At 70.3% G+C, this 20574-nt stretch carries 21 protein-coding genes; 19 read left to right on the top strand and 2 right to left on the bottom strand.

Annotation, left to right across the window (positions count from 1 at the left end):
* Nucleotides 1-94 precede the first annotated feature (94 nt).
* The 3 genes from IE263_RS06710 to IE263_RS06700 all read left to right on the top strand — a co-directional run bounded on the left by IE263_RS06710 (nt 95) and on the right by IE263_RS06700 (nt 1546).
* Nucleotides 95-697 carry a phage tail tube protein gene (locus IE263_RS06710; RefSeq protein ID WP_189933311.1) on the top strand — a complete coding sequence of 201 codons (603 nt, stop codon included), beginning with the start codon at nt 95-97 and terminating at the stop codon, nt 695-697.
* Between the two features lie 94 nt (nt 698-791).
* On the top strand, nt 792-1082 hold the full coding sequence (locus IE263_RS06705; RefSeq protein WP_189933309.1) for a hypothetical protein: 291 nt from the start codon (nt 792-794) through the stop codon (nt 1080-1082).
* A gap of 116 nt (nt 1083-1198) precedes the next feature.
* A complete protein-coding gene (locus tag IE263_RS06700; RefSeq protein ID WP_373311891.1) occupies nt 1199-1546 on the top strand; it encodes a hypothetical protein in 348 nt (115 codons plus the stop codon).
* 72 nt (nt 1547-1618) lie between these two features.
* Here IE263_RS06700 and IE263_RS06695 read toward each other — a convergent pair whose 3' ends face one another.
* A complete protein-coding gene (locus IE263_RS06695; protein WP_189933307.1) occupies nt 1619-2575 on the bottom strand; it encodes a hypothetical protein in 957 nt (318 codons plus the stop codon).
* Nucleotides 2576-2925: 350 nt separating this feature from the next.
* Here IE263_RS06695 and IE263_RS06690 point away from each other — a divergent pair, with 350 nt between their 5' ends.
* The 16 genes from IE263_RS06690 to IE263_RS06615 all read left to right on the top strand — a co-directional run bounded on the left by IE263_RS06690 (nt 2926) and on the right by IE263_RS06615 (nt 16595).
* Entirely contained in the window at nt 2926-3126 is a 201-nt protein-coding gene (locus IE263_RS06690) for a hypothetical protein (RefSeq protein ID WP_189933305.1), read from the top strand.
* Between the two features lie 122 nt (nt 3127-3248).
* Nucleotides 3249-3671: a hypothetical protein gene (locus IE263_RS06685; protein WP_189933302.1), complete on the top strand. Its 423-nt coding sequence runs from the start codon at nt 3249-3251 to the stop codon at nt 3669-3671.
* 103 nt (nt 3672-3774) lie between these two features.
* Nucleotides 3775-4449 (top strand): hypothetical protein, encoded by a 675-nt coding sequence (locus tag IE263_RS06680; RefSeq protein WP_189933301.1) that lies wholly within the window; start codon nt 3775-3777, stop codon nt 4447-4449.
* Between the two features lie 64 nt (nt 4450-4513).
* On the top strand, nt 4514-5710 hold the full coding sequence (locus IE263_RS06675) for a phage tail protein (protein ID WP_189933299.1): 1197 nt from the start codon (nt 4514-4516) through the stop codon (nt 5708-5710).
* Nucleotides 5707-6999, top strand: a complete 1293-nt coding sequence (locus IE263_RS06670) for a tape-measure protein (RefSeq protein ID WP_189933297.1) — start codon at nt 5707-5709, stop codon at nt 6997-6999. Before IE263_RS06675 ends, IE263_RS06670 begins: the two co-directional genes overlap by 4 nt.
* Before the next feature lie 18 nt (nt 7000-7017).
* Nucleotides 7018-7938: a phage distal tail protein gene (locus IE263_RS06665; protein ID WP_189933295.1), complete on the top strand. Its 921-nt coding sequence runs from the start codon at nt 7018-7020 to the stop codon at nt 7936-7938.
* A 4-nt stretch (nt 7939-7942) separates the two neighbouring features.
* Nucleotides 7943-9136 carry a hypothetical protein gene (locus tag IE263_RS06660; RefSeq protein ID WP_189933293.1) on the top strand — a complete coding sequence of 398 codons (1194 nt, stop codon included), beginning with the start codon at nt 7943-7945 and terminating at the stop codon, nt 9134-9136.
* Nucleotides 9137-9185: 49 nt separating this feature from the next.
* Complete coding sequence (locus tag IE263_RS06655) at nt 9186-10400, top strand: hypothetical protein (protein WP_189933291.1); 1215 nt, start codon at nt 9186-9188, stop codon at nt 10398-10400.
* A gap of 25 nt (nt 10401-10425) precedes the next feature.
* Nucleotides 10426-11616 carry a hypothetical protein gene (locus tag IE263_RS49455; RefSeq protein WP_189933289.1) on the top strand — a complete coding sequence of 397 codons (1191 nt, stop codon included), beginning with the start codon at nt 10426-10428 and terminating at the stop codon, nt 11614-11616.
* A gap of 26 nt (nt 11617-11642) precedes the next feature.
* The gene (locus IE263_RS06645) at nt 11643-12740 is read left to right on the top strand and encodes a hypothetical protein (RefSeq protein WP_189933287.1); all 1098 of its coding nucleotides are present in this window, start codon (nt 11643-11645) and stop codon (nt 12738-12740) included.
* The gene (locus IE263_RS06640) at nt 12737-13870 is read left to right on the top strand and encodes a hypothetical protein (RefSeq protein ID WP_189933285.1); all 1134 of its coding nucleotides are present in this window, start codon (nt 12737-12739) and stop codon (nt 13868-13870) included. The genes IE263_RS06645 and IE263_RS06640 overlap by 4 nt, the downstream gene beginning before the upstream one ends.
* Complete coding sequence (locus IE263_RS06635) at nt 13870-14583, top strand: hypothetical protein (RefSeq protein ID WP_189933283.1); 714 nt, start codon at nt 13870-13872, stop codon at nt 14581-14583. The genes IE263_RS06640 and IE263_RS06635 overlap by 1 nt, the downstream gene beginning before the upstream one ends.
* A gap of 21 nt (nt 14584-14604) precedes the next feature.
* The gene (locus IE263_RS06630; protein WP_189933281.1) at nt 14605-15087 is read left to right on the top strand and encodes an ATP-binding protein; all 483 of its coding nucleotides are present in this window, start codon (nt 14605-14607) and stop codon (nt 15085-15087) included.
* A gap of 101 nt (nt 15088-15188) precedes the next feature.
* A complete protein-coding gene (locus tag IE263_RS06625; RefSeq protein WP_189933279.1) occupies nt 15189-16070 on the top strand; it encodes a peptidoglycan-binding protein in 882 nt (293 codons plus the stop codon).
* A gap of 25 nt (nt 16071-16095) precedes the next feature.
* On the top strand, nt 16096-16332 hold the full coding sequence (locus tag IE263_RS06620) for a hypothetical protein (protein WP_189933277.1): 237 nt from the start codon (nt 16096-16098) through the stop codon (nt 16330-16332).
* Entirely contained in the window at nt 16329-16595 is a 267-nt protein-coding gene (locus IE263_RS06615) for a hypothetical protein (protein ID WP_189933275.1), read from the top strand. Before IE263_RS06620 ends, IE263_RS06615 begins: the two co-directional genes overlap by 4 nt.
* Before the next feature lie 60 nt (nt 16596-16655).
* Here the strand turns inward: IE263_RS06615 and IE263_RS06610 are convergent, their stop codons facing one another.
* Nucleotides 16656-20552 carry a DNA-directed RNA polymerase subunit beta' gene (locus tag IE263_RS06610; protein ID WP_189933273.1) on the bottom strand — a complete coding sequence of 1299 codons (3897 nt, stop codon included), beginning with the start codon at nt 20550-20552 and terminating at the stop codon, nt 16656-16658.
* Nucleotides 20553-20574 lie beyond the last annotated feature (22 nt).

The following is a 20574-nucleotide window of genomic DNA, read 5'->3' as shown; positions in this document are numbered from 1 at the left end:
CGAAGGCCCTGCCGTCCCGGCGGGGCCTTCGCCGTACCCGGAACGGCCGGGGACGGCACCCCGCATCACCACCCCTCTACAAGGAGACCCACCCATGGCAGGCACCAACTCCTCCGAGATCCGCATCGCCGGAGTCGGCCGGCTCTACGTCGCCACGGCCGACACCGACATCCCGACGACCTTCTCCTCCGACACCGCCACCGACTGGGCCGGCTGGAAGAACCTCGGCTTCACCTCCGGTGAGGGCGTCACCTTCAGCAAGAAGGACAAGCTGGAGCCGGTCGACGTGTGGCAGGCCGTCAGCCCGGTGCACTTCGTGTACTCGGACCGCGACCTGACCCTGAAGTTCTCGCTGCTGCAGTTCAACGAGGACACGCTGCCGTTCTTCATGGGCGGCGGCGGCGTCACCGCCGTGACCGGCGCCACGGGCGTCTACCAGTACGACATCGCCGACCGCCCGTACGCCGACGTGCGCGCCCTCGGCCTGGAGTTCACCGACGTCCGGGCGAGCGACGGCACCACCCCGGTGACCTACCGCTTCGGCATCCCGCGCGGCCAGGTCACGGCGGCCGACGACATCAAGCTGGCCCGCAAGTCGCCGGCCCAGCTCGGCATCACCTTCACGGCGATGGCCTCGGGCGACGGCTCGGCGCTGGCCAGCTTCGTGATGAAGGACGCCTCGTACGCCGCGTCCTGACCCACCGGGGTGGGGCGGGCCCCCGGCCTGTCCCACCCCGCGCCCCCATCTCGCTTCCCATCAAGCTTCACGGACCCAAGGAGCACCCATCACCATGGCCCGTTTCGACGTCAACGCCGCCCGCGCCCAGCGCCTGGAAGCCCTCGGCCGCACCTGGTCGTTCGAGCTCGACGGCGAGAGCTTCACCCTGCCCACGGAGCTGACCCGCGCCACCGCGAAGGCGCTGCGCAAGCTCGACGACAACGACGTGGACGGGCTGCTCGGACTGCTCATGGGCGAGCAGCAGTTCGCCCGCTTCGAGCGGCACGAGGTCACCATGCAGGACATCGCCGCCCTCCTGGAGGCCTACGGCAAGGAGACCGGGCTCGGCCTGGGGGAAGGCTGAGCCTCGTCGGGTTCGTCGACGAACACGCCGAGGCCCTCGAAGCGGATCTGCTCCGCTACTACGGCATCGACCTGCTCGACTGGCACCGGGACCGCCTCTCCGCGCGGCGGCTCTCGGTGCTCATCAAGCACCTGCCGCGCGACAGCGCCCTCAACCGCGACCTGTACGGCGAGGCCGCCGAGTGGTCGGTGACGGACCATCTGCTCGCCGCCGCGGTGGACCATCTGGCAGCCGCCAACTGGATGTTCGCCTGCGTCAACTCGGCGGAGGACGGGGACCAGCCGGAGCCACCGGTGCCGGTGCCGCGTCCCGGTGACGGGGCGGCGGAGCCGGACGAGGACGAGACCGGGGACGCCGGCCGGGCCACGTCTGCGCATACGGGACCGGGGACCGGCGCTACGCGAAGAGCCGGGGCCGAGGACCAGGCGCCGTCCGCGGTCCAGCTGGCCCGGTTCTTCGCCTGAGCAGGGGGCACCGTGCCGACGCCGGCGCCGTGCCCCGCCGTACCGTTGTCCGAACCGGGGCGGTGCCGATGCTCATCGGGACCCCGGCGACCCCGGCTGCTCGTTCCGGCGTCGGCCGCCTGCCCGGCCCTCCAACTCGTCGGCGAGTGCCCGGGCCATGTCCGAGAGCCGGCGGCGTTCGTCGCCTCCGGCCCCGGGCGGTTCGGACGGTTCGGACGGTTCGGACGGTTCGGCCGGTTCGGCCGGGCCCTGCGCGGAACGTTCCGCCGCTTCCGTACGACGCCCCCTGTCCCGCCCGGCGGCCCCCGCGTCGCCGGGCCGGTCCAGCGGGGGCACGCTGGGGCGGCCGTTGCGACGGACCACCGGACGCCGTTCCGAGGGCGCCGACCGTTTCTCCCGTACCTCACGGGCGGAGAGGAGGAAGTCACCCGAGGCGTCGTCGGTAGAGCCGCCGGAGGAACCTCCGGGCTCGCCCCCGACACCCTCGCGTCCGCCGTGCCCGTCCTCGCGCCGCTCATCCTCCTGCCGCTCCGGGACCGGCCGGCCGCCGTTGCTCCGGCCCCCTTGCTGGGGGGCGTTCACGGGTACCGGTGTCCCGTCCGCGACGGACCGCTCCCGCTCCCCGCGCTCCTCCACTCGCGTCACCTCGGAAGGAGGCCGCAGCAGCTGGACGTACGGCAGCGGGATGACGTCACCGCCCGCCTCACCCTCCGCCCTCCGCGCGCGGCGCGGCCTGCGGCCGGTGCGGGCGTCCTCCTGACCCTGGAGGTAGGCGGCGGTGATCCGCTCCTCGTAGGCACGCCGGATCGCCGGGAGCTGCTCGGCGACGACGTCGGCCCAGCCGGCGCTGTAGGCGGCCAGTTCGCGGCGGTCGAGCTCGCCGCGGGGCAGCGTCACCAGCTCCTCCGGGTCGTAGCCGAGACGCAGGACGAGTTCGGAGACACGGGCGATGAGATGGGGCAGATCGGCGGACTGTTCGAGCCAGTCGATCTCATGATCGTTTAGCGCGTTGCTCGCGTCCCCGTCCACCCCGTTGGCCTTGCTCTCGTCCCCAGTCTCTCCGCGCCCCCCGCGCGCGGACGGCCGCCCGTCGCCGCCCACCGTCGCCTGACGGGCCCTCAGGTCGCTTGCGGGGCCCTGTAGTTCATTCGTTCTCTTACCGACGGGAGAACGGCCGGATCCTACTCCACGAACCTGACACAACTTTCAGCGCACCCCGCATCGCCGCAGGTCCGGACCGCGGAAACACGGAGAGTTCTCACCAAACACGGAACGACACCACGCGTTTACTCGTACACTAGTTCGAACAGACGCTTCGCACACCCCAGGAGCGTCATCTGCACCACAGACCAGCGGACAGACCGGAAAGCAGGCCCGACATGGCGACTGGCACCAGCAACTCCCCGAAGCAGCCGATCGACACCTACACCCGCCTCGCCCATCTCCTGCACACCACGGCCCCTGACGGCGAGGCCCTGCTCGACCGGGTGTACGAAGAACTGCTTGCCCGGGAGTCGCGTGCTTATGCGGCGGGGTGGTCGGACGCGCTGAGGGAGGCGCGGCAGGTCCGCAGGGACTGAACACCTCAGCCGCAGACACACAGCCCGACTGACAACACGCAAGGTCGCCACAGCCCCCGCTCACGGACGGCCGCTTGTATGCTGCGGCACTCGCATCGCGGTCATCAGGGGGAGGAACACGCATGTACACCACGCTCGCGAGCTCAACGAACTACGCCATACCGTTCCTGATCATCTCCGTGCCCTTCGGGGTCACGTCGCTCCTCTTCATCCCCAAACAGCTGCGTGAACGACGGCTCAGGAAGAGTGGCGTGGAAACCCTCGCAGTCTGCGAGGAGCGCATCCGGCGCGGCGGCACGGCGGTGGAGATGCTGAACTGCTCTTTCCGCACGACCGACGGTGACGAGGCCTGGGCACTCGTCAGGACGCCGAGACCAGTACCGCAGGTGGGCGACGAGTTTCCGGTCGTGTTCGACAGGCGGAACCCCTCGACCGTCGAGAGCCAGTACCACCTCTCCTCGTCCGGATCGCGCGTCGGATATGTGATCCAGTCACTGTTCGGCCTGCTGCTGGTGGCAGCCGCCGTGGCCGGCTCGTTGTCCTGACTCCGCCCGCCCATCCGCACGCACGACCCCGCCCATGCCCTCTTCCGCACCCGCGGGAGAGGGCATCGCCATGTCCGGACGAAGCCCAGCACGGAGGATCCCCATGCCCGAGTACGTCAGTCAAAAGGAACTCGGCGAAGCCCGCACCGCCATCTCCCAGGAGATCAAGGATGCGATCGGCGCAACCCACACCACCATCTCCCAGGAGATCAAGGGTGCGATCGATGCCTACGACGCCAAGAAGGCCGCAGAGGAGCCCAAGTGGGTCAATGACTGGAAGAACTGGGTCCCCACGGAGCTCAACGGCATCAAGTCGGAACTCACCATCCTCAAGTCCGAGTGGGTTCCGTTGCTCGCCACCCTGCCGTCCCTCTTCAGTCTCGAGGAACTGATCAAGAAACAGTTCAACCTGGACTACAACCAGTGGGGCGTCCTCACCCGACAGCCCGCCGACGGCGGAACAGGTGGCGGCACAGGCAGGCCGGGGCCGCGAGGGCCGCGCGGCGAGCCCGGTCCGGCCGGCCCACAGGGACCCGAAGGCCGCCAAGGCCGCGAGGGCCGTCGCGGCCAGCGGGGCGAGCGCGGCCGTCAGGGCAGGCCGGGGCCACGCGGCGAACAGGGTCCCGTGGGCCGGCAGGGCCCGCGTGGCCCTCAGGGACCTCCGCCGTCGACCGAGGCGCTGCGCAACGCCACCCGGGATGCCCAAGCCGCAGAGCAGGCACTCCGGGGCGTTGTGAACCGAGCGGCGGAACTGCGCTCGCAGATCGACGGAGGGTGAGCGGCGCCCTGAGCGCCTCACGTTGCGTCGAAGCAGGTCACAGGCGATACATCTGGAGGGTTGAATGTCTCTCGTACGATCTCTGAGCCGGGCCTCCGGCTCTCTTCAGGACTTCAGAGCGAAGGCTTCTGGAGCCGGGGCCGCGGCCCAGGGCCTGGCCGGCGCGGGCCAGAAGGGCGCGAGCCAGCTCAGGACACTCAAATCGGCCGCCCAGGGCGCCGAGAAGGAGCTGAAGGACCTCAAGTCGGCCACCGACCGGGCTGAGAAGTCCCTCTCCAAAACGGGCAAAACCGGCTCCACCGCCGGCAAGAACCTCGGCAAGTACGAGTCCGGGGCGAACAAGGCGGCCAAGGGCCAGGACAAGATGAACAAGTCGATGAAGGGCAACTTCTTCGGCATGCTCATGGAACTGCTCATGCCGCTGATCCAGAAGGTCGTCGAGATGGCGACCAAGTCGAAAACCATGCAGAAGGTCCTGCAGACGGCCTTCGGTGTCATCAAGTCCGTCATCAGCAGCGTCATGAAGGCCATCGGGCCGATCATGAAGAACGCCGCCAAGCTGATCAAGTCGGTCTGGAACGGCATCAAGACGGCGATCTCGAAGGTCGTCAAGGCCGTCGCCACCGTCATCAAGACCTACGTCAACATCTGGAAGAAGGTCATCAGCACCGCGCTGAAGGCGATCAAGACGGTCGTCTCCAGCGTCTGGAAGGGCATCAAGGCCGTCATCTCCCCGGTCGTCAACTGGGTCAAGTCGGCGATTCCGAACGCCTTCCGGGCCGTCAAGGACAAGCTGTCCAGCATCTGGGGCGGCCTCAAGGGCATCGCGAGCCGTGCCTTCGACGGCATCAAGAGCGCGGTGAAGGGCCCGATCAACGCGGTCATCGGCATCATCAACCGCGCGATCGGTGCCCTCAACGGCATCAAGGTCTCGATCCCCGGCTGGGTCCCGGGCGTCGGCGGCAAGACCTTCGGCGTCAGCCTGCCGAGGATCCCCATGCTGGCCACCGGCGGTGTCGTCATGCCCCGCTCCGGCGGTGTCCCGGCGATCCTCGCCGAGGCCGGTGAGGCGGAGGCCGTCCTGCCGCTGAGCAAGCTGGACCGGCTGCTGCGGCGGGCCGCCGCCGAGGGCCGGGCGTACGCGGGAGCCGGCGGGTCGGCCGGCGGCGCGCTGCACATCGAGCACTACTACGCGGCCGAGAACAGCAGCCCGCAGCGCACCGCCGACGCGCTCATGTTCCTGGCGAAGGCACGCGGATGAGTGCCGTCGCGAGAACGACCGGCGGATGGACGGCCGACCCGCTCGTCGGCGCGGGGGCCGCCCTGCGCGCTTTCCGGGCCCGGATCGAGCAGAGCGGCAGCACGCTGCGGTCAGTCACCGGCGGGATCAGAAACGCGGCCACCGCCACCGACCGCGTCCGCACCTCCACCGACCAGGCCGCCGCCGCCGTACGCCGGACGAAAGCAAACGCCGACGCCGCCACCCGCGCCGTGGCCAAGGCCGGACAGACCGCCACCTCGGCAGCCGCCGGTGTGAAGGCCGTCGGCGGCGAGGCCAAGGGCTCCGCCCGGTCCCTCGGCAAGCTGGTGTCCATGACAGGCGGTGTCGTGGCCCTGGTGGGCGGCCTCCTGAGTGTCACCGGCCTCCTCGGCCCCGCCCTCGGCGCCTTCGGCACCGCCATGACCATAGGCGCCGGCGTCATGCTCATCATCAACGCCCTCACCCGCGCCAACCCCATCGGCTTCGTCACCGGTCTCCTCCTCCCGGTCGCCGGCTGGCTGCTCGATCTCGCGCTGAACTCCGAGACCGGGCAACGGCTGATGGAACAGCTCGCCACCCTCGTGCTGAAGTACGTCGAGGGTTACCTGACCGTCATGACCCCGCTGCTCAAGGGCATCGCTAGCGCGGTGAACACGTACGTCACGGCTTACCTGACCCTCATCACCACCGCGCTCACCGTCATCGGCGCCCTCGTCGGCACCGGATTCGCCGTGCTCAAGGCGCTGACCACCGGGGACACCCGGGCGCTCAGCGGCAGGGTGTCGTCGATCTGGCGCGGGTTCAAGGACGCGGTCAGGCCCGCGCTGCAGTGGATCACCCAGGACATCCCCCGGATGTTCACCCGGATCAAGGAGGCCACCTCCCGCACCCTCGGCGCTATGGGGAAGTTCGTGACGACCGGCGCCCAGACCGTCGCCGGTGTGGTCAAGGGGCCGATCCAGGGGCTCATCGCCTTCGCCAACTGGGTCATCGACGGGCTCAACAGCCTCAGCGTCAACATCCTCGGCAAGAAGTTCGGCGTGAACCTGGACAAGATCCCGATGCTCGCCGAAGGCGGCATCGCCGTCCCGGGCGCCTCCCGCCAGGCGGGCCGGGTGCTGCCGCTGACCGACCTGGAGCGCCGGCGCGCCCTCGTCCAGAAGCGGCGGGCGGCCGCGGTCCGCCGACACCGCCACCACATCAAGGAGTTCCACGAGAGCCGGGGCGCCGGCGCCCGAGGCACCGCCGAAGACCTGCTCTTCCTCGCATCCGCTCACGCCTGCACATGACAGTGAGGTGACGGCCCCATGGCCGAGACGACCACAACCGCATACACCGAGGACCTTCCCCCCGGCTCACTCATCACCCGCGACGGGCAGATGCAGTGGGCCGGACTGCTGATGGGCCCCGGCACCCCGTACGAGATCGACCGCGCGGGTCTGAGCGGCTGGGAGGACCTGCCGGAGTACGACGCCTCCGACGCCGACCACCCGACCGCGCACGGCGCCTGGCCGGGCGCCCGCTACGCCAAGCCGCGCCGGATCGGCGGCACGGTGTGGGCGGTCCCGCCGCAGGACGACACCGCCTCCGCGCTCGCCGCGACCCGCGCCCTGCGCCAGGCCCTGCTGCTCGGCGACTCCGAGCGCTGGCTGGCGGTGCGGCTGCACGGCGAGACCCTGGCCGTACGGGCCCGGGTCAGCCAGCGGGTGCTGGCCGCCGACCGGACGTACACCACGCAGGGCGTCTCCCGGGCGTCCGTGCAGTGGTACGCCACCGACCCGCGCCGCTACTCGGTCACCGAGCAGACCGCGGTCACCGGCGCCCCGCAGCCGGAGACCGGTCTGACCTGGCCGCTGACCTGGCCGCTGTACTGGGGTCAGACGGCCTCCACCGGCGATGTGAACGCCGACAACACGGGCTCCGCGCCCACCCACCCGGTGATCGCCTTCACCGGGCCCTGCACCAACCCGACGGTGACCGACCGCGCCTCCGGCCGCCGACTGCGCTACCAGATCGTCCTCACCCCCGGCGACGAGCTCGTCGTCGACACCGCGGCCGGCACCGTCACCCTCAACGGCACCGCCTCGCGCCGCAACACCGCCGCCGCCGACAGCAGCCCCGAGGAACTGTTCGCCTTCGAACCGGGCCGCGCCCAGCTGGCGTTCCGCCCCGACACCCACGACCCCGGTGCCCGGATGACGGTGCGCTGGCGCGCGGCGGAGTGGTGATCGCATGACCGTACGCTCAGCCTGGCTCACCGAGAACGGTCAGACCCGGGAGGACACCCGGATCACGCTGTCCGGTCTGCTCACCCCCAACGCCCTGGTGGCGGAGAACATCCCGCTCAAGGCCCGCGGCGGCATCGTCCCCGGCGGCTTCGCCCTCACCGCCGCCAACGGGGGGATGTCCTTCACGATCGGCCCCGGCCGCGCCTTCGTGCAGGGCGGCCGGACCGGCCAGGGCACCTACCCGGTGGCCGTGACCGAGCCGGAGACCCTGACGGTGCCCGACGGTGACGCCCAGCACGGCCGCATCGACCTCGTCGAACTGGTCGTCCGCGACGACACCTACGACGGCACCGACGCCACCGAGGCCGTCGTCCGCCTGGTCACGGGCACCCCCGCGCCCACGCCCGTGGCGCCGAGCAGCCCCGACGGCAGCGCCCTGCCGCTCTACCAGATCAAGGTGCCCGTCGGGGCGTCGGCCGGTTCCGGCGGCCTGACCTGGGACAGCGCGGTCACCAGCCTGCGCTACCCGACGGTGGCCCTCGGCGGGATCGTCCCGGCAAGCGGCTTCAACGGCGCGTACGCCGGTCAGTACCGCGACAACTCGGGCGTCCTGGAGCGCTGGAACGGCACGGCCTGGGTCGCCTACCCCAAGGCCGTCGGCGGCATCGCCCCGACCGGCGCGGTCACCACCGGAAGCTACCTCGGCCAGTACCGCGAGGACGCCGCCGGACTGCTCCAGCGCTGGGACGGCTCGGCCTGGCAGTACGCCGAGGGCCGTACCACCGTGCTGCTCAGCGTCTCGCAGACCACGGCGCAGTCCGTGCCCGCCGGCGCGTGGACGCAGATCAGCATGCAGAGCACCGAGGTGGACGACGCCGCCGGCTGGTCGGGCTCCCACACCTACACGGTGCCCAGGACCGGCTGGTGGCGGGTGTCCTGCGCCATCACCTGGTACACGGAGTCCACCACGGGCAACCGCGGCGCGCGCATCTACCAGAACGGCACCGGTGTCCCGCGGGGCACCTGGCTGATCGGCGCGGGTCCGGGCGCGACCAGCGTCGGCGGCAGCTGCCTGCTCAGGCTGGCGGCCGGCGACAAGCTCGCCCTCTACGGGCTGCAGCAGTCGGGCTCCACCATCACCACCCTCGGCGGTTCCGGCTACGCCACCAGTCTCACGGCCGAATGGCTCAGGTCCTGACGGCCCCTCACCTTCCTTGTCCCTTCCGGAGATCCCAGGAGACCATCAGATGAACCTGCGCAGCTCATGGGTGGCCGAGACCGGCCAGACCCGCGAGGACACCCGCCTGACCCAGATCGGCGCGACCACCCCAGCCAACCCCCTGGAGGTCCGTTCCGGCATCCTCCCCGGTTCCTACGACGGCCAGTACCGCCTGTCGGGCTTCTGGATGGAGGGCCACGCGGGCACCCTGTCCGCGACCGTCCACGAGGGCCGGGCCGTCATCCAGGCCGACGGCAGCCAGGGCGCCTACCCGGTCACGCTCTCGGAACCGTTCGGCCTCACCTTCGCCGCCGGCCAGGCGCAGGACCGCTACGACATGGTCGTCCTGCGGATCTACGACGACCTGTACGACGAGTCCAACCGCACCGAGGCCGCCCTCGAGATCATCCAGGGCACGCCGGACGCCAACCCGGTGGAGCCCGCGCTGCCCGACATCGTGCTGCCGATCTACCGGGTCCGGGTCCGGGCCGGGGTCAGCGCGGGCAACGGCGGCATCAACTGGAACAACGACGCCCTGGACCTGCGTACGCCCATCGTCGCGGTCGGCGGCATCCTGCCGGTGGTCGGCGACACCGGCAACGGCGCATACCCGGGCCAGTACCGCGACTCCGGCGGCGCGCTCCAGCGCTGGGACGGCTCCGCCTGGGTGTCGTACCCGAGCGCGCTGGGCGGCATCGCCCCGGCGGGCACCATCACCACGGCCAGCTACACCGGCCAGTACCGCGACAGCTCCACCGGGCAGCTCCAGCGCTGGAACGGCTCGACGTGGGTGCCGTACCAGCCGGTGCCGACCTGGACCGACTACACGCCCAAGTGGGGCGCGGAGACGGGGACCGCCCCCAGCATCGGCAACGGCACCCTCGCCGGCTCGTACGTGAAGATGGGCACGCTCGTCCACGTGCGGATCTATCTCAAGATCGGTTCGACGACCAACCTGGCGGCCCAGGCCGCCAACGGCAACTGGAACTTCTCCCTGCCGGTCGCGCCGGTCTCCTCGACCTGGAAGCTCGACGGCCGGGTGCTGAACGTGCTCGGCTTCGACGCCTCCGCGGGCCTGCAGTACCCGGGCAGCGGACTGCTCTCGACCACGGGCGGCGGCACCGTGCGCAACCTGCGTGAGTCCCTGAAGCAGGCCAACGCCTTCTGGGACAAGGGCTTCCCGTTCACCTGGCAGACCGGAGACGTGCTGTCCGTCTACGGCACCTACGAATCCGCCTCCTGATCCGGCCGCACCCGAAGGACTCGCCATGAACGCACACTCCGCCTGGCTGTCCCCCGACGGCCAGACCCGGCAGGACACCCGGGTCACCCAGGTCGGCGCCCTCACCCCGGTCACCGACGTCAAGGGACGCTCCGGTGTGCTGCCCGGCTCCGAGGGCGGCCAGTACCGGGTCACCGGCCTGTGGCTGGCCGGCACGGCCGGCACCATGTCCGCCACCGTCGGCGTCGGCAGGGCGGTGATCCAGTCGTCGATCGCCCGCGGCGCCTACCCGGTCACCGTCACCGAACCGGTCCCGCTCACCTTCGCCGACGGCGACCCGCAGTACGGCCGGATCGACCTGGTCGTCCTGCGGATCCACGACCACGACCACGACGGCGGCGGACGGTACGAGGCCGCCGTCGAGATCGTCCAGGGCACGGCGGCGGCCCAGCCCGTCGCGCCCACGGCCCCGGACACCTCGCTGGTGTTGTTCACCGTCGCCGTCGCGGCGGGCAGGAGCGCCGGCAACGACGGCATCGACTGGGACACCGCGCGCGTCGACCTGCGCCCCACCACCGTCGCCGTCGGCGGCATCCTGCCGACCCGCTCCGACGACACCGCGCCCGGCGGCTATCCCGGCCACTACCGGGACATCAACGACACGCTCCAGCGCTGGAACGGAACCGCCTGGGTGCCGTACCCGAAGGGCGTAGGCGGCATCGCACCCGCCGGCGCGGTCACCACCGGAAGCCACACCGGCCAGTACCGCGACTCCTCCACCGGCGTCCTCCAGCGCTGGAACGGCACGGCGTGGCTGCCGGCCGTGACGCCGCCGTCGTTCGCCTCGTCCCTGGACGCCGGCTACACCACGTCGACGACGTACACCTCCGCCCTGACCGACACCGCCGTCAGCGCGCTGACCCTCACCTTCACCGCCCCGACCACCGGTGCCGTGCTGCTCAGCCTGGGCGCCCGCATCCAGATCATCAACAGCACCACCACGAACGCGTTCATGGCCCCGCAGGTCACCCAGGGCTCCACCGTGGTCCTGGCCGCCGACGACGAGCACGCCGTCACCTTCGGAGGCGCCGTCTACGGGTCGGTCTCCACCCAGTTCCGGATGTCCGGGCTGACCGCCGGCACGAGCTACACGGTCACCGCCATGTACCGCTCCAGCAGCGCCACGGTGACCTGCTGGTTCGACACCCTCTTCCTGCGCGTGGACCCGGCCGCCTGACCCACCCCTCCCGAAAGGAGCTGACCATGCCCGTACGCTCCGGATGGCTGTCCCCCGACGGCCAGTCCCGCGAGGACACCCGCCTCGTCTCGCTCGGCGCCCTCACCCCGACCTCGCCCGTCGCCACCCGCTCCGGCATCCTGCCGGGCTCCTCCAACGGCGAGTTCCGCCTCTCCGGCTTCACCCTGACCGGTACGTCCGGCACCATGAGCGCCACGATCAGCCCGGGCCGGGCCGTCGTGCAGAGCACCGACGCCCGGGGGGCGTACCCGGTCGCGCTCACGGAGTACCTGCCGCTCGTCTTCGCCGACGGCAACGCCCAGTACGACCGCATCGACCTGGTCGTCCTGCGCGTCCACGACGACGCCTACGACGGCTCCGGCCGCTTCGAGGCGGTCGTCGAGATCGTCCAGGGCACGGCCGCCGCCATCCCTGTGGTGCCCGACGTGCCCGGCCTGTCCCTGCCGCTGTACGAGGTCCGCGTGCCGGCCAACGCGAGCACGGGCACCAACGGCATCCCCTGGAGCACGGCGCTCACCGGACGCCGTACGGCCACGGTCGCGGTCGGCGGCATCCTGCCCGTCATCAGCGACACCGCGGGCGGCGCCTATCCGGGCCAGTACCGCGACATCGACGGCCAGCTCCAGCGCTGGAACGGCACCGCCTGGACCGACTACCCGGTGCTGCCCACCTGGCAGAGCTGGACCCCGACGTGGACGACCAACACCGGCGCCGCCACGCCCTCGTTCGGCAACGCCACGCTCAGCTGCCGGTACGTCAAGTTCGGCACCACCGTGCACCTCAACTTCTCGATCACGTTCGGCAGCACCACCACCTACGGCACCAGCGCCACGACGTCGGACAACTGGCGGTTCTCCCTGCCGGTGGCCGCGTCGGCGGTCCACCCGCAGATCGGTTTCGCCGAGCTCGGTGCCGCCAACGAGACGCGTGCGGTGGCGCGGATGTACTGCGGCACCACGACCACCTTCGAGATGCAGATCTCCACGGGCCGGCCGAACGCCGCCGTCCACGCCAACTACGGCTCCGTCGACGCCCTGACCCCCTGGACCTGGGCGAGCGGCAACACCATCCGAGGCACCGCCACCTACGAGGCCGCGTCATGACGACCACCACCCCCTACCGGGCGATCTTCTGCGATCTGCTCACCGACCGCACCATCGACATCCTGCCCCTGCGCGACGTCACCGTGGACGACTACATCGGCAAGGCCGGCTCGCTCTCGGGCACGATTCCCGTGCCCAACGCGGAGATGGCCGCCCGCGTCCGCCGCATCGAGGAGGGCCGCACCTCGGTCTACCTCCAGCGCGGCAACGACCTGTGGTGGGGCGGCATCATCTGGACGTCCACCCTGCAGAGCGACGACCGGGGCGTCATCACCCTCGGCATCCAGGCGGCCACCTTCGAGTCGTACGCGGGCCGCCGCCGCATCCGGGCCGCCACCCCCGCCTACGACCCGCAGTACAAGCTGGAGTTCAAGGACAAGTACCAGCTGGACATCGTCCGGGGCCTGTGGACCGACCTGCAGACCGTGCTGCCCGGCGGCGGCATCGGCGTCACGTACGGGGACGAGCACTCCGGCGTGAAGCGGACGGTCACCTACCGAGACGGCGACGAGACCGTCTACCTGGAGGCGATCGACGCGCTCGCCGCCCTGGAGAACGGCTTCGAGCACCACATCGCCGTCTACCGCGACCCGGCCACCGGCGCGCGCGTGCGACGGCTGCGGCTGGGCAGCCCGAAGATCGAGATCGGCACGAGCGACCTGGTGATGGACCGGCCGGGCACGATCCTGTCGTACTCCTTCCCGCGCGACGCCACCCGGGGCGGCACCACCGCCCGCGCCCGCGGCGCCTCCACCAACACCAACCAGGCCGAGGAGTCCCGGCCGCTGGCGTCCACGGTGGCGGTCGCCACGGCCCTGATCGACGACGCGAAGTACCCGCGCATCGACCTGTCCTCCGACCACAACGAGATCACCGACGGCGCCACCCTGAACGCCCTGGCCGGCGCCGAACTGGCCGCGGGCACCGGCGCGGTGGTGATCCCCGAGATCAGCGTCCGGCTGGACGACCTGGTGCCGCCCGCACTGCTCGGCCGCACCGTGCGCATCCGGATCACCGACGAATGGTGGACCGAGGGCCTCGACGCCCGCTACCGGATCATCGGCGTCAAGGTGAGCCCGGCCCAGCGCGGCCGGCCCGACACCGCCGAGCTCTACCTGGAGGAGGCCTGATGCCCCAGCTCCCCGAAGACATCATCGACCGGCTGACCCAGATGGAACGCCGGATCCAGCAGCTGTCCACCGCCGTCAACAGCCGGCCGGCGCTCAACAAGATCTCCGGCGGCGGTGTGGAGATCACCGACGGCGGCTACCTCGCCGTACGGCCGCCGGACGGCGGTCCGGCCGTGTTCACGGTCGGCGCGTGGAGCGGCGACGAGTACGGCCTGGCCATCCGCCGCCAGACCGGTTCCCTCGCGATGAGCCTGCACAACGGCGACGGCTCCAGCACGTCGCTCCAGCCGCTGCGGATCTTCGACAACGGCGGCCGGGAGATCTTCGCGGACGACGTCAACACCGGTGGCCTCGCCCGGCCGTGGATGACCATGCTGCCGCCGCAGGACAGCTCGACCGCCCGCTGGCCGCAGACCACGGCGACCGCCTGGACGACCGTCGCGATGTCCTACAACGTCGTGTGGCAGCCGAAGATGCGGCTCATCGTCAGCACCAAGGTCAGCTCCGGCGGGGCCGGCTCCGTCCAGGTGCTCGTCAACGGCGCCGAGTGGGGCACGGCCGTCGCCGCCGGCACGGACTTCGACCACACCGGGCTGATCAGCAGCGACTTCGCCTCGGTCTACGGCACGACGGTCAAGTTCGAGATCCAGGCCAAGGCCACGTCCGGCACCGTCTACGCCAATCCCGTGCTCATGCACGGCCGCCAGAGCTGACCCCCGAGGAAGGCAGCACACATGGACATCGACACCAGCCAGCCCTGGGGCATCGCGATCGACTACGCCGGCCGCGCCACCCTCACCGAGGCGGGCCACTCCCTCCACGTCAACGTCTCCGACACCAGCCTCAGCAGCGTCATCGAGCCCGACTCGATCACCGGCACCTACTCACCCGTCAACATCACCGCCCAGTTCACCGAGACCGGCGACAACGGGGCCGTCCTGCGTGGCACCGGCCGCGTCACGGTCATGCCCGTCGGAACGGCCCCGGTCGTCCCCGACCGAACGGCCGTCCAGCGGGCGGTCGCCGCCGCCCTGGCCGACTTCGAGGCCAACCGGGCGGCATACGTCGCGCTGTGCGCCGCGTGGGCGACCGACGAGGGCGACGGCGCCCCGGACACCGGCGGCGGCTCCGACCCGGAAACCGGAACCGACACCGGCACCGGCACCGGCACCGGCACGGAAACCGACACCGACACCGACACCGACAGCGGCGTCTGACGCACGCCCTCTCCCCCACCCCACCGCAGCCCACGCACCCCGAGCCGCCTCGCCGGCCGGGGTTTTCTCATGCCCGGAACCCACCCAGGGAGGCACCGCCCATGGCCAACCCCCTCTCCGCCACCGCCCTCGTGTCCGCGCTGCGGGCCGAGGGCGTCGCCGTCGTCGAGCACCCCGGCTGGCGCACCAACAACCGCAACCACAAGGGAAGTTGGGGCCCCGTCAACGGCGTCGTCATCCACCACACCGTCACCACCGGCACCAGCGCCACCGTGCGCCTGTGCTTCAACGGCCACTCCGCCCTGCCCGGTCCGCTCTGCCACGGCGTGATCGCCAAGGACGGCACGGTCCACCTCGTCGGCAACGGCCGCGCCAACCACGCCGGCACCGGCGACCCCGACGTCCTCGCCGCGGTCGCCGCCGAACACGCCACCCTGCCCGCCCCGAACCAGCGCACCAAGGACGGCAACGCCCACTTCTACGGCTTCGAGTGCGTCAACCTCGGCGACGGCAAGGACCCGTGGCCCGAGGCCCAGCTGGAGGCCATCGTGCGCGCCTCGGCCGCCCTGTGCCGGGCGCACGGCTGGAGCGCCCGCTCGGTGATCGGCCACAAGGAGTGGACCAGCGCCAAGATCGACCCCCGCGGCTTCGCCATGGCCGACCTGCGCGCCCGGATCGCAGCCCGGCTGGACAAGACGCCGACCGACACCGGCTCCGGAGCCACGAAGCCGGCGTACCAGCCCTTCCCGGGCGCCGAGTGGTTCAGGAAGACGCCCCGCTCGGCGATCGTCACCGCGATGGGCAAGCGCCTGGTCGCCGTCGGCTGCTCCGCGTACGAGGACGGCCCCGGCCCGCAGTGGACCGAGGCCGACCGGAAGTCGTACGCGAGGTGGCAGCGCAAGCTCGGCTACACCGGCGCCGCCGCCGACGGCTGGCCGGGCGCCAAGTCCTGGGCGGCCCTGAGGGTCCCGTACAGCTCCTGAGAACTCCCGAGAAACGAGGCTCCCCGTGTCAGAGGCCGCCAAGCGAACCCTCCGTACCGTCCTCCAGACCGCTGTCGGCCTGTGCGTCCTGCTGCCGGCGGTCGTCGACGCCGCCGGCATCCCCGAGACGCTTCCATGGGTGGCCGGCGCCCTGGCCGCGGCCGCGGGCGTCACCCGGGCCATGGCCCTGCCCGCCGTACAGGCCCTGCTGCCCGGGTGGCTGCGGACGGGTGCGCCGTCCACCGAGGAGGACGACGCATGAACGAACCCTCCGCACTGTCCGACCCGACCGCCGTGGCCGTCGAGCTGGAACGGCTGCGCGGCACCGTCGAGGCCGGCTTCGCCCGCGCCGACGGCCAGCTCGCCCTGCTGGTCCAGCGCAGCGACCAGACCGACAAGCAGCTCGCCGACCACGAACAGCGCCTGGACGCCCTGGAACGCTCCCGCTGGCCGATCGCCAGCATCGGCGCCCTGGCCGCGGTGGCGACGGTGGCCGTCACCGTCTGGGAGCTGACGGGCCGCTGAACAACGCCGAAGGGCGGTCACCCGTGTGGGTGACCGCCCTTCGGTCCTCAGACGTACGCCTTACTGGTTGTACGGACCGTAGTCGTAGTCCTCCAGCGGAACGGCCTGGCCGGAGCCGGTGCCGAACGGCGAGTAGTCGATGTCGTCGTAGCCGACGGCCGAGTACATCGCGGCCTTGGCCTCCTCGGTCGGCTCGACCCGGATGTTGCGGTAGCGGGACAGACCCGTACCGGCCGGGATGAGCTTACCGATGATGACGTTCTCCTTGAGGCCGATCAGGGAGTCGGACTTGGCGTTGATCGCCGCGTCCGTGAGGACCCTGGTCGTCTCCTGGAAGGACGCCGCCGACAGCCAGGACTCCGTGGCCAGCGAGGCCTTGGTGATACCCATGAGCTGCGGACGACCGGAGGCCGGGTGACCGCCCTCCTGGACCACACGACGGTTCTCGTGCTCGAACTTCGAGCGCTCGACCAGCTCACCGGGCAGCAGCTCGGCGTCGCCGGACTCGATGATCGTCACGCGGCGCAGCATCTGCCGGATGATGATCTCGATGTGCTTGTCGTGGATCGACACACCCTGCGAGTTGTACACCTTCTGGACCTCGCCGACCAGGTGGACCTGGACGGCACGCTGGCCCAGAATGCGCAGCACGTCGTGCGGGTTGGTGGCACCCACGGTGAGCTTCTGGCCCACCTCGACGTGCTCGCCCTCGCTGACCAGGAGTCGGGCGCGCTTCGAGATCGGGTAGGCCGTCTCGTCGCTGCCGTCGTCCGGCGTGATGACGATCTTCTTGGTCTTCTCGGTCTCCTCGATCCGCACGCGGCCGGAGGCCTCGGAGATCGGGGCGACACCCTTCGGGGTACGGGCCTCGAAGAGCTCGACGACACGCGGCAGACCCTGGGTGATGTCGTCACCGGCCACACCACCGGTGTGGAAGGTACGCATCGTCAGCTGGGTACCGGGCTCACCGATGGACTGGGCGGCGATGATGCCGACCGCCTCACCGATGTCGACCAGCTTGCCGGTGGCCAGCGAGCGGCCGTAGCACATGGCGCAGGTGCCGACGGCGGACTCGCAGGTCAGGACCGAGCGGGTCTTGACCGTCTCCACGCCGTGGCGGACCAGCTCGTCGATGAGCACGTCGCCGAGGTCGGTACCGGCCGGGGCCAGCACCTTGCCGTCGACCACGATGTCCTCGGCGAGGCAGCGCGCGTACACGGACGTCTCGACGTTGCCCGTCTTGCGCAGGACACCGTCCTCGCGCTCGGCGATCGCCAGCTTGAGGCCACGGTCGGTGCCGCAGTCCTCCTCGCGGATGATGACGTCCTGGGAGACGTCGACCAGACGACGGGTGAGGTAACCCGAGTCGGCGGTACGCAGAGCGGTGTCCGCCAGACCCTTACGGGCACCGTGCGTGGAGATGAAGTACTCCAGCACGGACAGACCCTCACGGAACGAGGCCTTGATCGGACGCGGGATCGTCTCGTTCTTCGCGTTCGACACCAGACCACGCATACCGGCGATCTGACGCATCTGCATCATGTTGCCTCGTGCACCCGAGTTCACCATCATGAAGATCGGGTTGGTCTTCGGGAAGTTCTCGTTCATCGCCTCGGCGACCTCGTTGGTCGCCTTGGTCCAGATCGCGATGAGCTCCTGCGTGCGCTCGTCCTTGGTGATCAGACCGCGCTCGTACTGCTTCTGGACCTTCTCGTCCTGCGCCTCGTAACCGCGGACGATCTCCTTCTTCGCCTCGGGAACGACGACGTCGGAGATGGCGACGGTCACGCCGGAACGGGTGGCCCAGTAGAAGCCGGCCGCCTTCAGGTTGTCGAGCGTCGCCGCCACGATGACCTTCGGGTAGCGCTCGGCGAGGTCGTTGACGATCTCGGAGAGCTGCTTCTTGCCGACCTCGTAGTCGACGAACGGGTAGTCCTCGGGCAGCAGCTCGTTGAAGAGCGCACGGCCCAGCGTGGTCTTCAGCCGGAAGCTGTCACCCTGCTGCCACTCCGGCTCGCCCTCCTCCTGCGCCGGCGGGGTCCAGCCGCGCGGCGGGATGGTGCCGACCGGGAAGCGGATGTCGATCTTCGACTGGAGCGAGAGCTCGCCCGCGTCGAAGGCCATGATCGCCTCGGCGACGGAGGAGAAGGAGCGGTCCTCACCCTTGATGTCCCGCATCTCACCGTCGGTGGTGAGGAAGAACAGACCGAGGACCATGTCCTGGGTCGGCATCGTCACCGGACGGCCGTCGGCGGGCTTGAGGATGTTGTTCGAGGACAGCATCAGGATGCGGGCCTCGGCCTGCGCCTCCGCGGACAGCGGCAGGTGCACGGCCATCTGGTCACCGTCGAAGTCCGCGTTGAACGCGGTGCACACGAGCGGGTGGATCTGGATGGCCTTGCCCTCGACCAGCTGCGGCTCGAAGGCCTGGATGCCGAGGCGGTGCAGCGTGGGCGCACGGTTCAGCAGCACCGGGTGCTCGGCGATGACCTCTTCGAGGACGTCGTACACCACGGTGCGGCCACGCTCGACCATGCGCTTGGCCGACTTGATGTTCTGCGCGTGGTTCAGGTCGACCAGGCGCTTCATCACGAACGGCTTGAACAGCTCCAGCGCCATCGCCTTCGGCAGACCGCACTGGTGCAGCTTCAGCTGCGGACCGACGACGATCACGGAACGCGCCGAGTAGTCGACACGCTTGCCGAGCAGGTTCTGACGGAAGCGACCCTGCTTACCCTTCAGCATGTCGCTGAGGGACTTCAGCGGGCGGTTACCGGGACCGGTCACCGGGCGGCCGCGACGACCGTTGTCGAAGAGGGCGTCAACAGCCTCCTGAAGCATGCGCTTCTCGTTGTTGACGATGATCTCCGGGGCACCCAGGTCCAGGAGCCTCTTCAGACGGTTGTTGCGGTTGATCACACGGCGGTACAGGTCGTTCAGGTCGGAGGTCGCGAAGCGGCCACCGTCCAGCTGCACCATCGGACGCAGGTCCGGCGGGATGACCGGCACGCAGTCGAGCACCATGCCCTTGGGGCTGTTGGAGGTCTGCAGGAAGGCAGACACGACCTTCAGCCGCTTCAGCGCACGGGTCTTCTTCTGGCCCTTGCCGGTACGGATGATCTCGCGGAGGCGCTCGGCCTCCTCGTCGAGGTCGAACGACTCCAGGCGCTTCTGCAGGGCAGCCGCACCCATCGAACCGTCGAAGTACGTGCCGAAGCGGTCACGCAGCTCGCGGTAGAGCAGCTCGTCGCCCTCGAGGTCCTGGACCTTGAGGTTCTTGAACCGGGTCCACACCTCGTCGAGACGGTCGATCTCGCGCTGCGCACGGTCACGCAGCTGCTTCATCTCACGCTCGGCGCCTTCGCGCACCTTGCGGCGCACATCGGCCTTGGCACCCTCGGCCTCGAGCTCGGCCAGGTCGGTCTCGAGCTTCTTGGCGCGGGCCTCCAGGTCGGCGTCCCGGCGGTTCTCGATCTGCTGCCGCTCGACGGAGACGTGCGCCTCCAGCGAGGGCAGGTCGCGCGTACGGCGCTCCTCGTCGACGTACGTGATCATGTACGCCGCGAAGTAGATGACCTTCTCGAGGTCCTTGGGAGCCAGGTCGAGCAGGTAGCCCAGACGGCTCGGGACGCCCTTGAAGTACCAGATGTGCGTGACGGGCGCGGCCAGCTCGATGTGGCCCATCCGCTCACGGCGCACCTTGGCGCGGGTCACCTCGACGCCACAGCGCTCACAGATGATGCCCTTGAAGCGGACACGCTTGTACTTGCCGCAGTAGCACTCCCAGTCCCGGGTCGGACCGAAGATCTTCTCGCAGAAGAGTCCGTCCTTTTCGGGCTTGAGCGTGCGGTAGTTGATGGTCTCGGGCTTCTTGACCTCACCGTGGCTCCACTGACGGATGTCGTCAGCGGTGGCCAGGCCGATCCGGAGCTCGTCGAAGAAGTTGACGTCGAGCACTATGCGTCAATCCCTCTCAGGG

This window comes from Streptomyces aurantiogriseus (genome assembly GCF_014649375.1).
GTDB classification, from domain to species: domain Bacteria; phylum Actinomycetota; class Actinomycetes; order Streptomycetales; family Streptomycetaceae; genus Streptomyces; species Streptomyces aurantiogriseus.
Note: the sequence above shows the minus strand (reverse complement) of the source record. Positions and strands in the feature narration are given on the sequence as shown.

Coding starts and splice junctions, on each gene's coding strand:
- IE263_RS06615 (WP_189933275.1), top strand. CDS start 16,329: ATGAACGAACCCTCCGCACTGTCCGACCCGACCGCCGTGGCCGTCGAG.
- IE263_RS06645 (WP_189933287.1), top strand. CDS start 11,643: ATGCCCGTACGCTCCGGATGGCTGTCCCCCGACGGCCAGTCCCGCGAG.
- IE263_RS06680 (WP_189933301.1), top strand. CDS start 3,775: ATGCCCGAGTACGTCAGTCAAAAGGAACTCGGCGAAGCCCGCACCGCC.
- IE263_RS06690 (WP_189933305.1), top strand. CDS start 2,926: ATGGCGACTGGCACCAGCAACTCCCCGAAGCAGCCGATCGACACCTAC.
- IE263_RS06710 (WP_189933311.1), top strand. CDS start 95: ATGGCAGGCACCAACTCCTCCGAGATCCGCATCGCCGGAGTCGGCCGG.
- IE263_RS49455 (WP_189933289.1), top strand. CDS start 10,426: ATGAACGCACACTCCGCCTGGCTGTCCCCCGACGGCCAGACCCGGCAG.
- IE263_RS06675 (WP_189933299.1), top strand. CDS start 4,514: ATGTCTCTCGTACGATCTCTGAGCCGGGCCTCCGGCTCTCTTCAGGAC.
- IE263_RS06665 (WP_189933295.1), top strand. CDS start 7,018: ATGGCCGAGACGACCACAACCGCATACACCGAGGACCTTCCCCCCGGC.
- IE263_RS06625 (WP_189933279.1), top strand. CDS start 15,189: ATGGCCAACCCCCTCTCCGCCACCGCCCTCGTGTCCGCGCTGCGGGCC.
- IE263_RS06660 (WP_189933293.1), top strand. CDS start 7,943: ATGACCGTACGCTCAGCCTGGCTCACCGAGAACGGTCAGACCCGGGAG.
- IE263_RS06640 (WP_189933285.1), top strand. CDS start 12,737: ATGACGACCACCACCCCCTACCGGGCGATCTTCTGCGATCTGCTCACC.
- IE263_RS06655 (WP_189933291.1), top strand. CDS start 9,186: ATGAACCTGCGCAGCTCATGGGTGGCCGAGACCGGCCAGACCCGCGAG.
- IE263_RS06685 (WP_189933302.1), top strand. CDS start 3,249: ATGTACACCACGCTCGCGAGCTCAACGAACTACGCCATACCGTTCCTG.
- IE263_RS06635 (WP_189933283.1), top strand. CDS start 13,870: ATGCCCCAGCTCCCCGAAGACATCATCGACCGGCTGACCCAGATGGAA.
- IE263_RS06705 (WP_189933309.1), top strand. CDS start 792: ATGGCCCGTTTCGACGTCAACGCCGCCCGCGCCCAGCGCCTGGAAGCC.
- IE263_RS06630 (WP_189933281.1), top strand. CDS start 14,605: ATGGACATCGACACCAGCCAGCCCTGGGGCATCGCGATCGACTACGCC.
- IE263_RS06670 (WP_189933297.1), top strand. CDS start 5,707: ATGAGTGCCGTCGCGAGAACGACCGGCGGATGGACGGCCGACCCGCTC.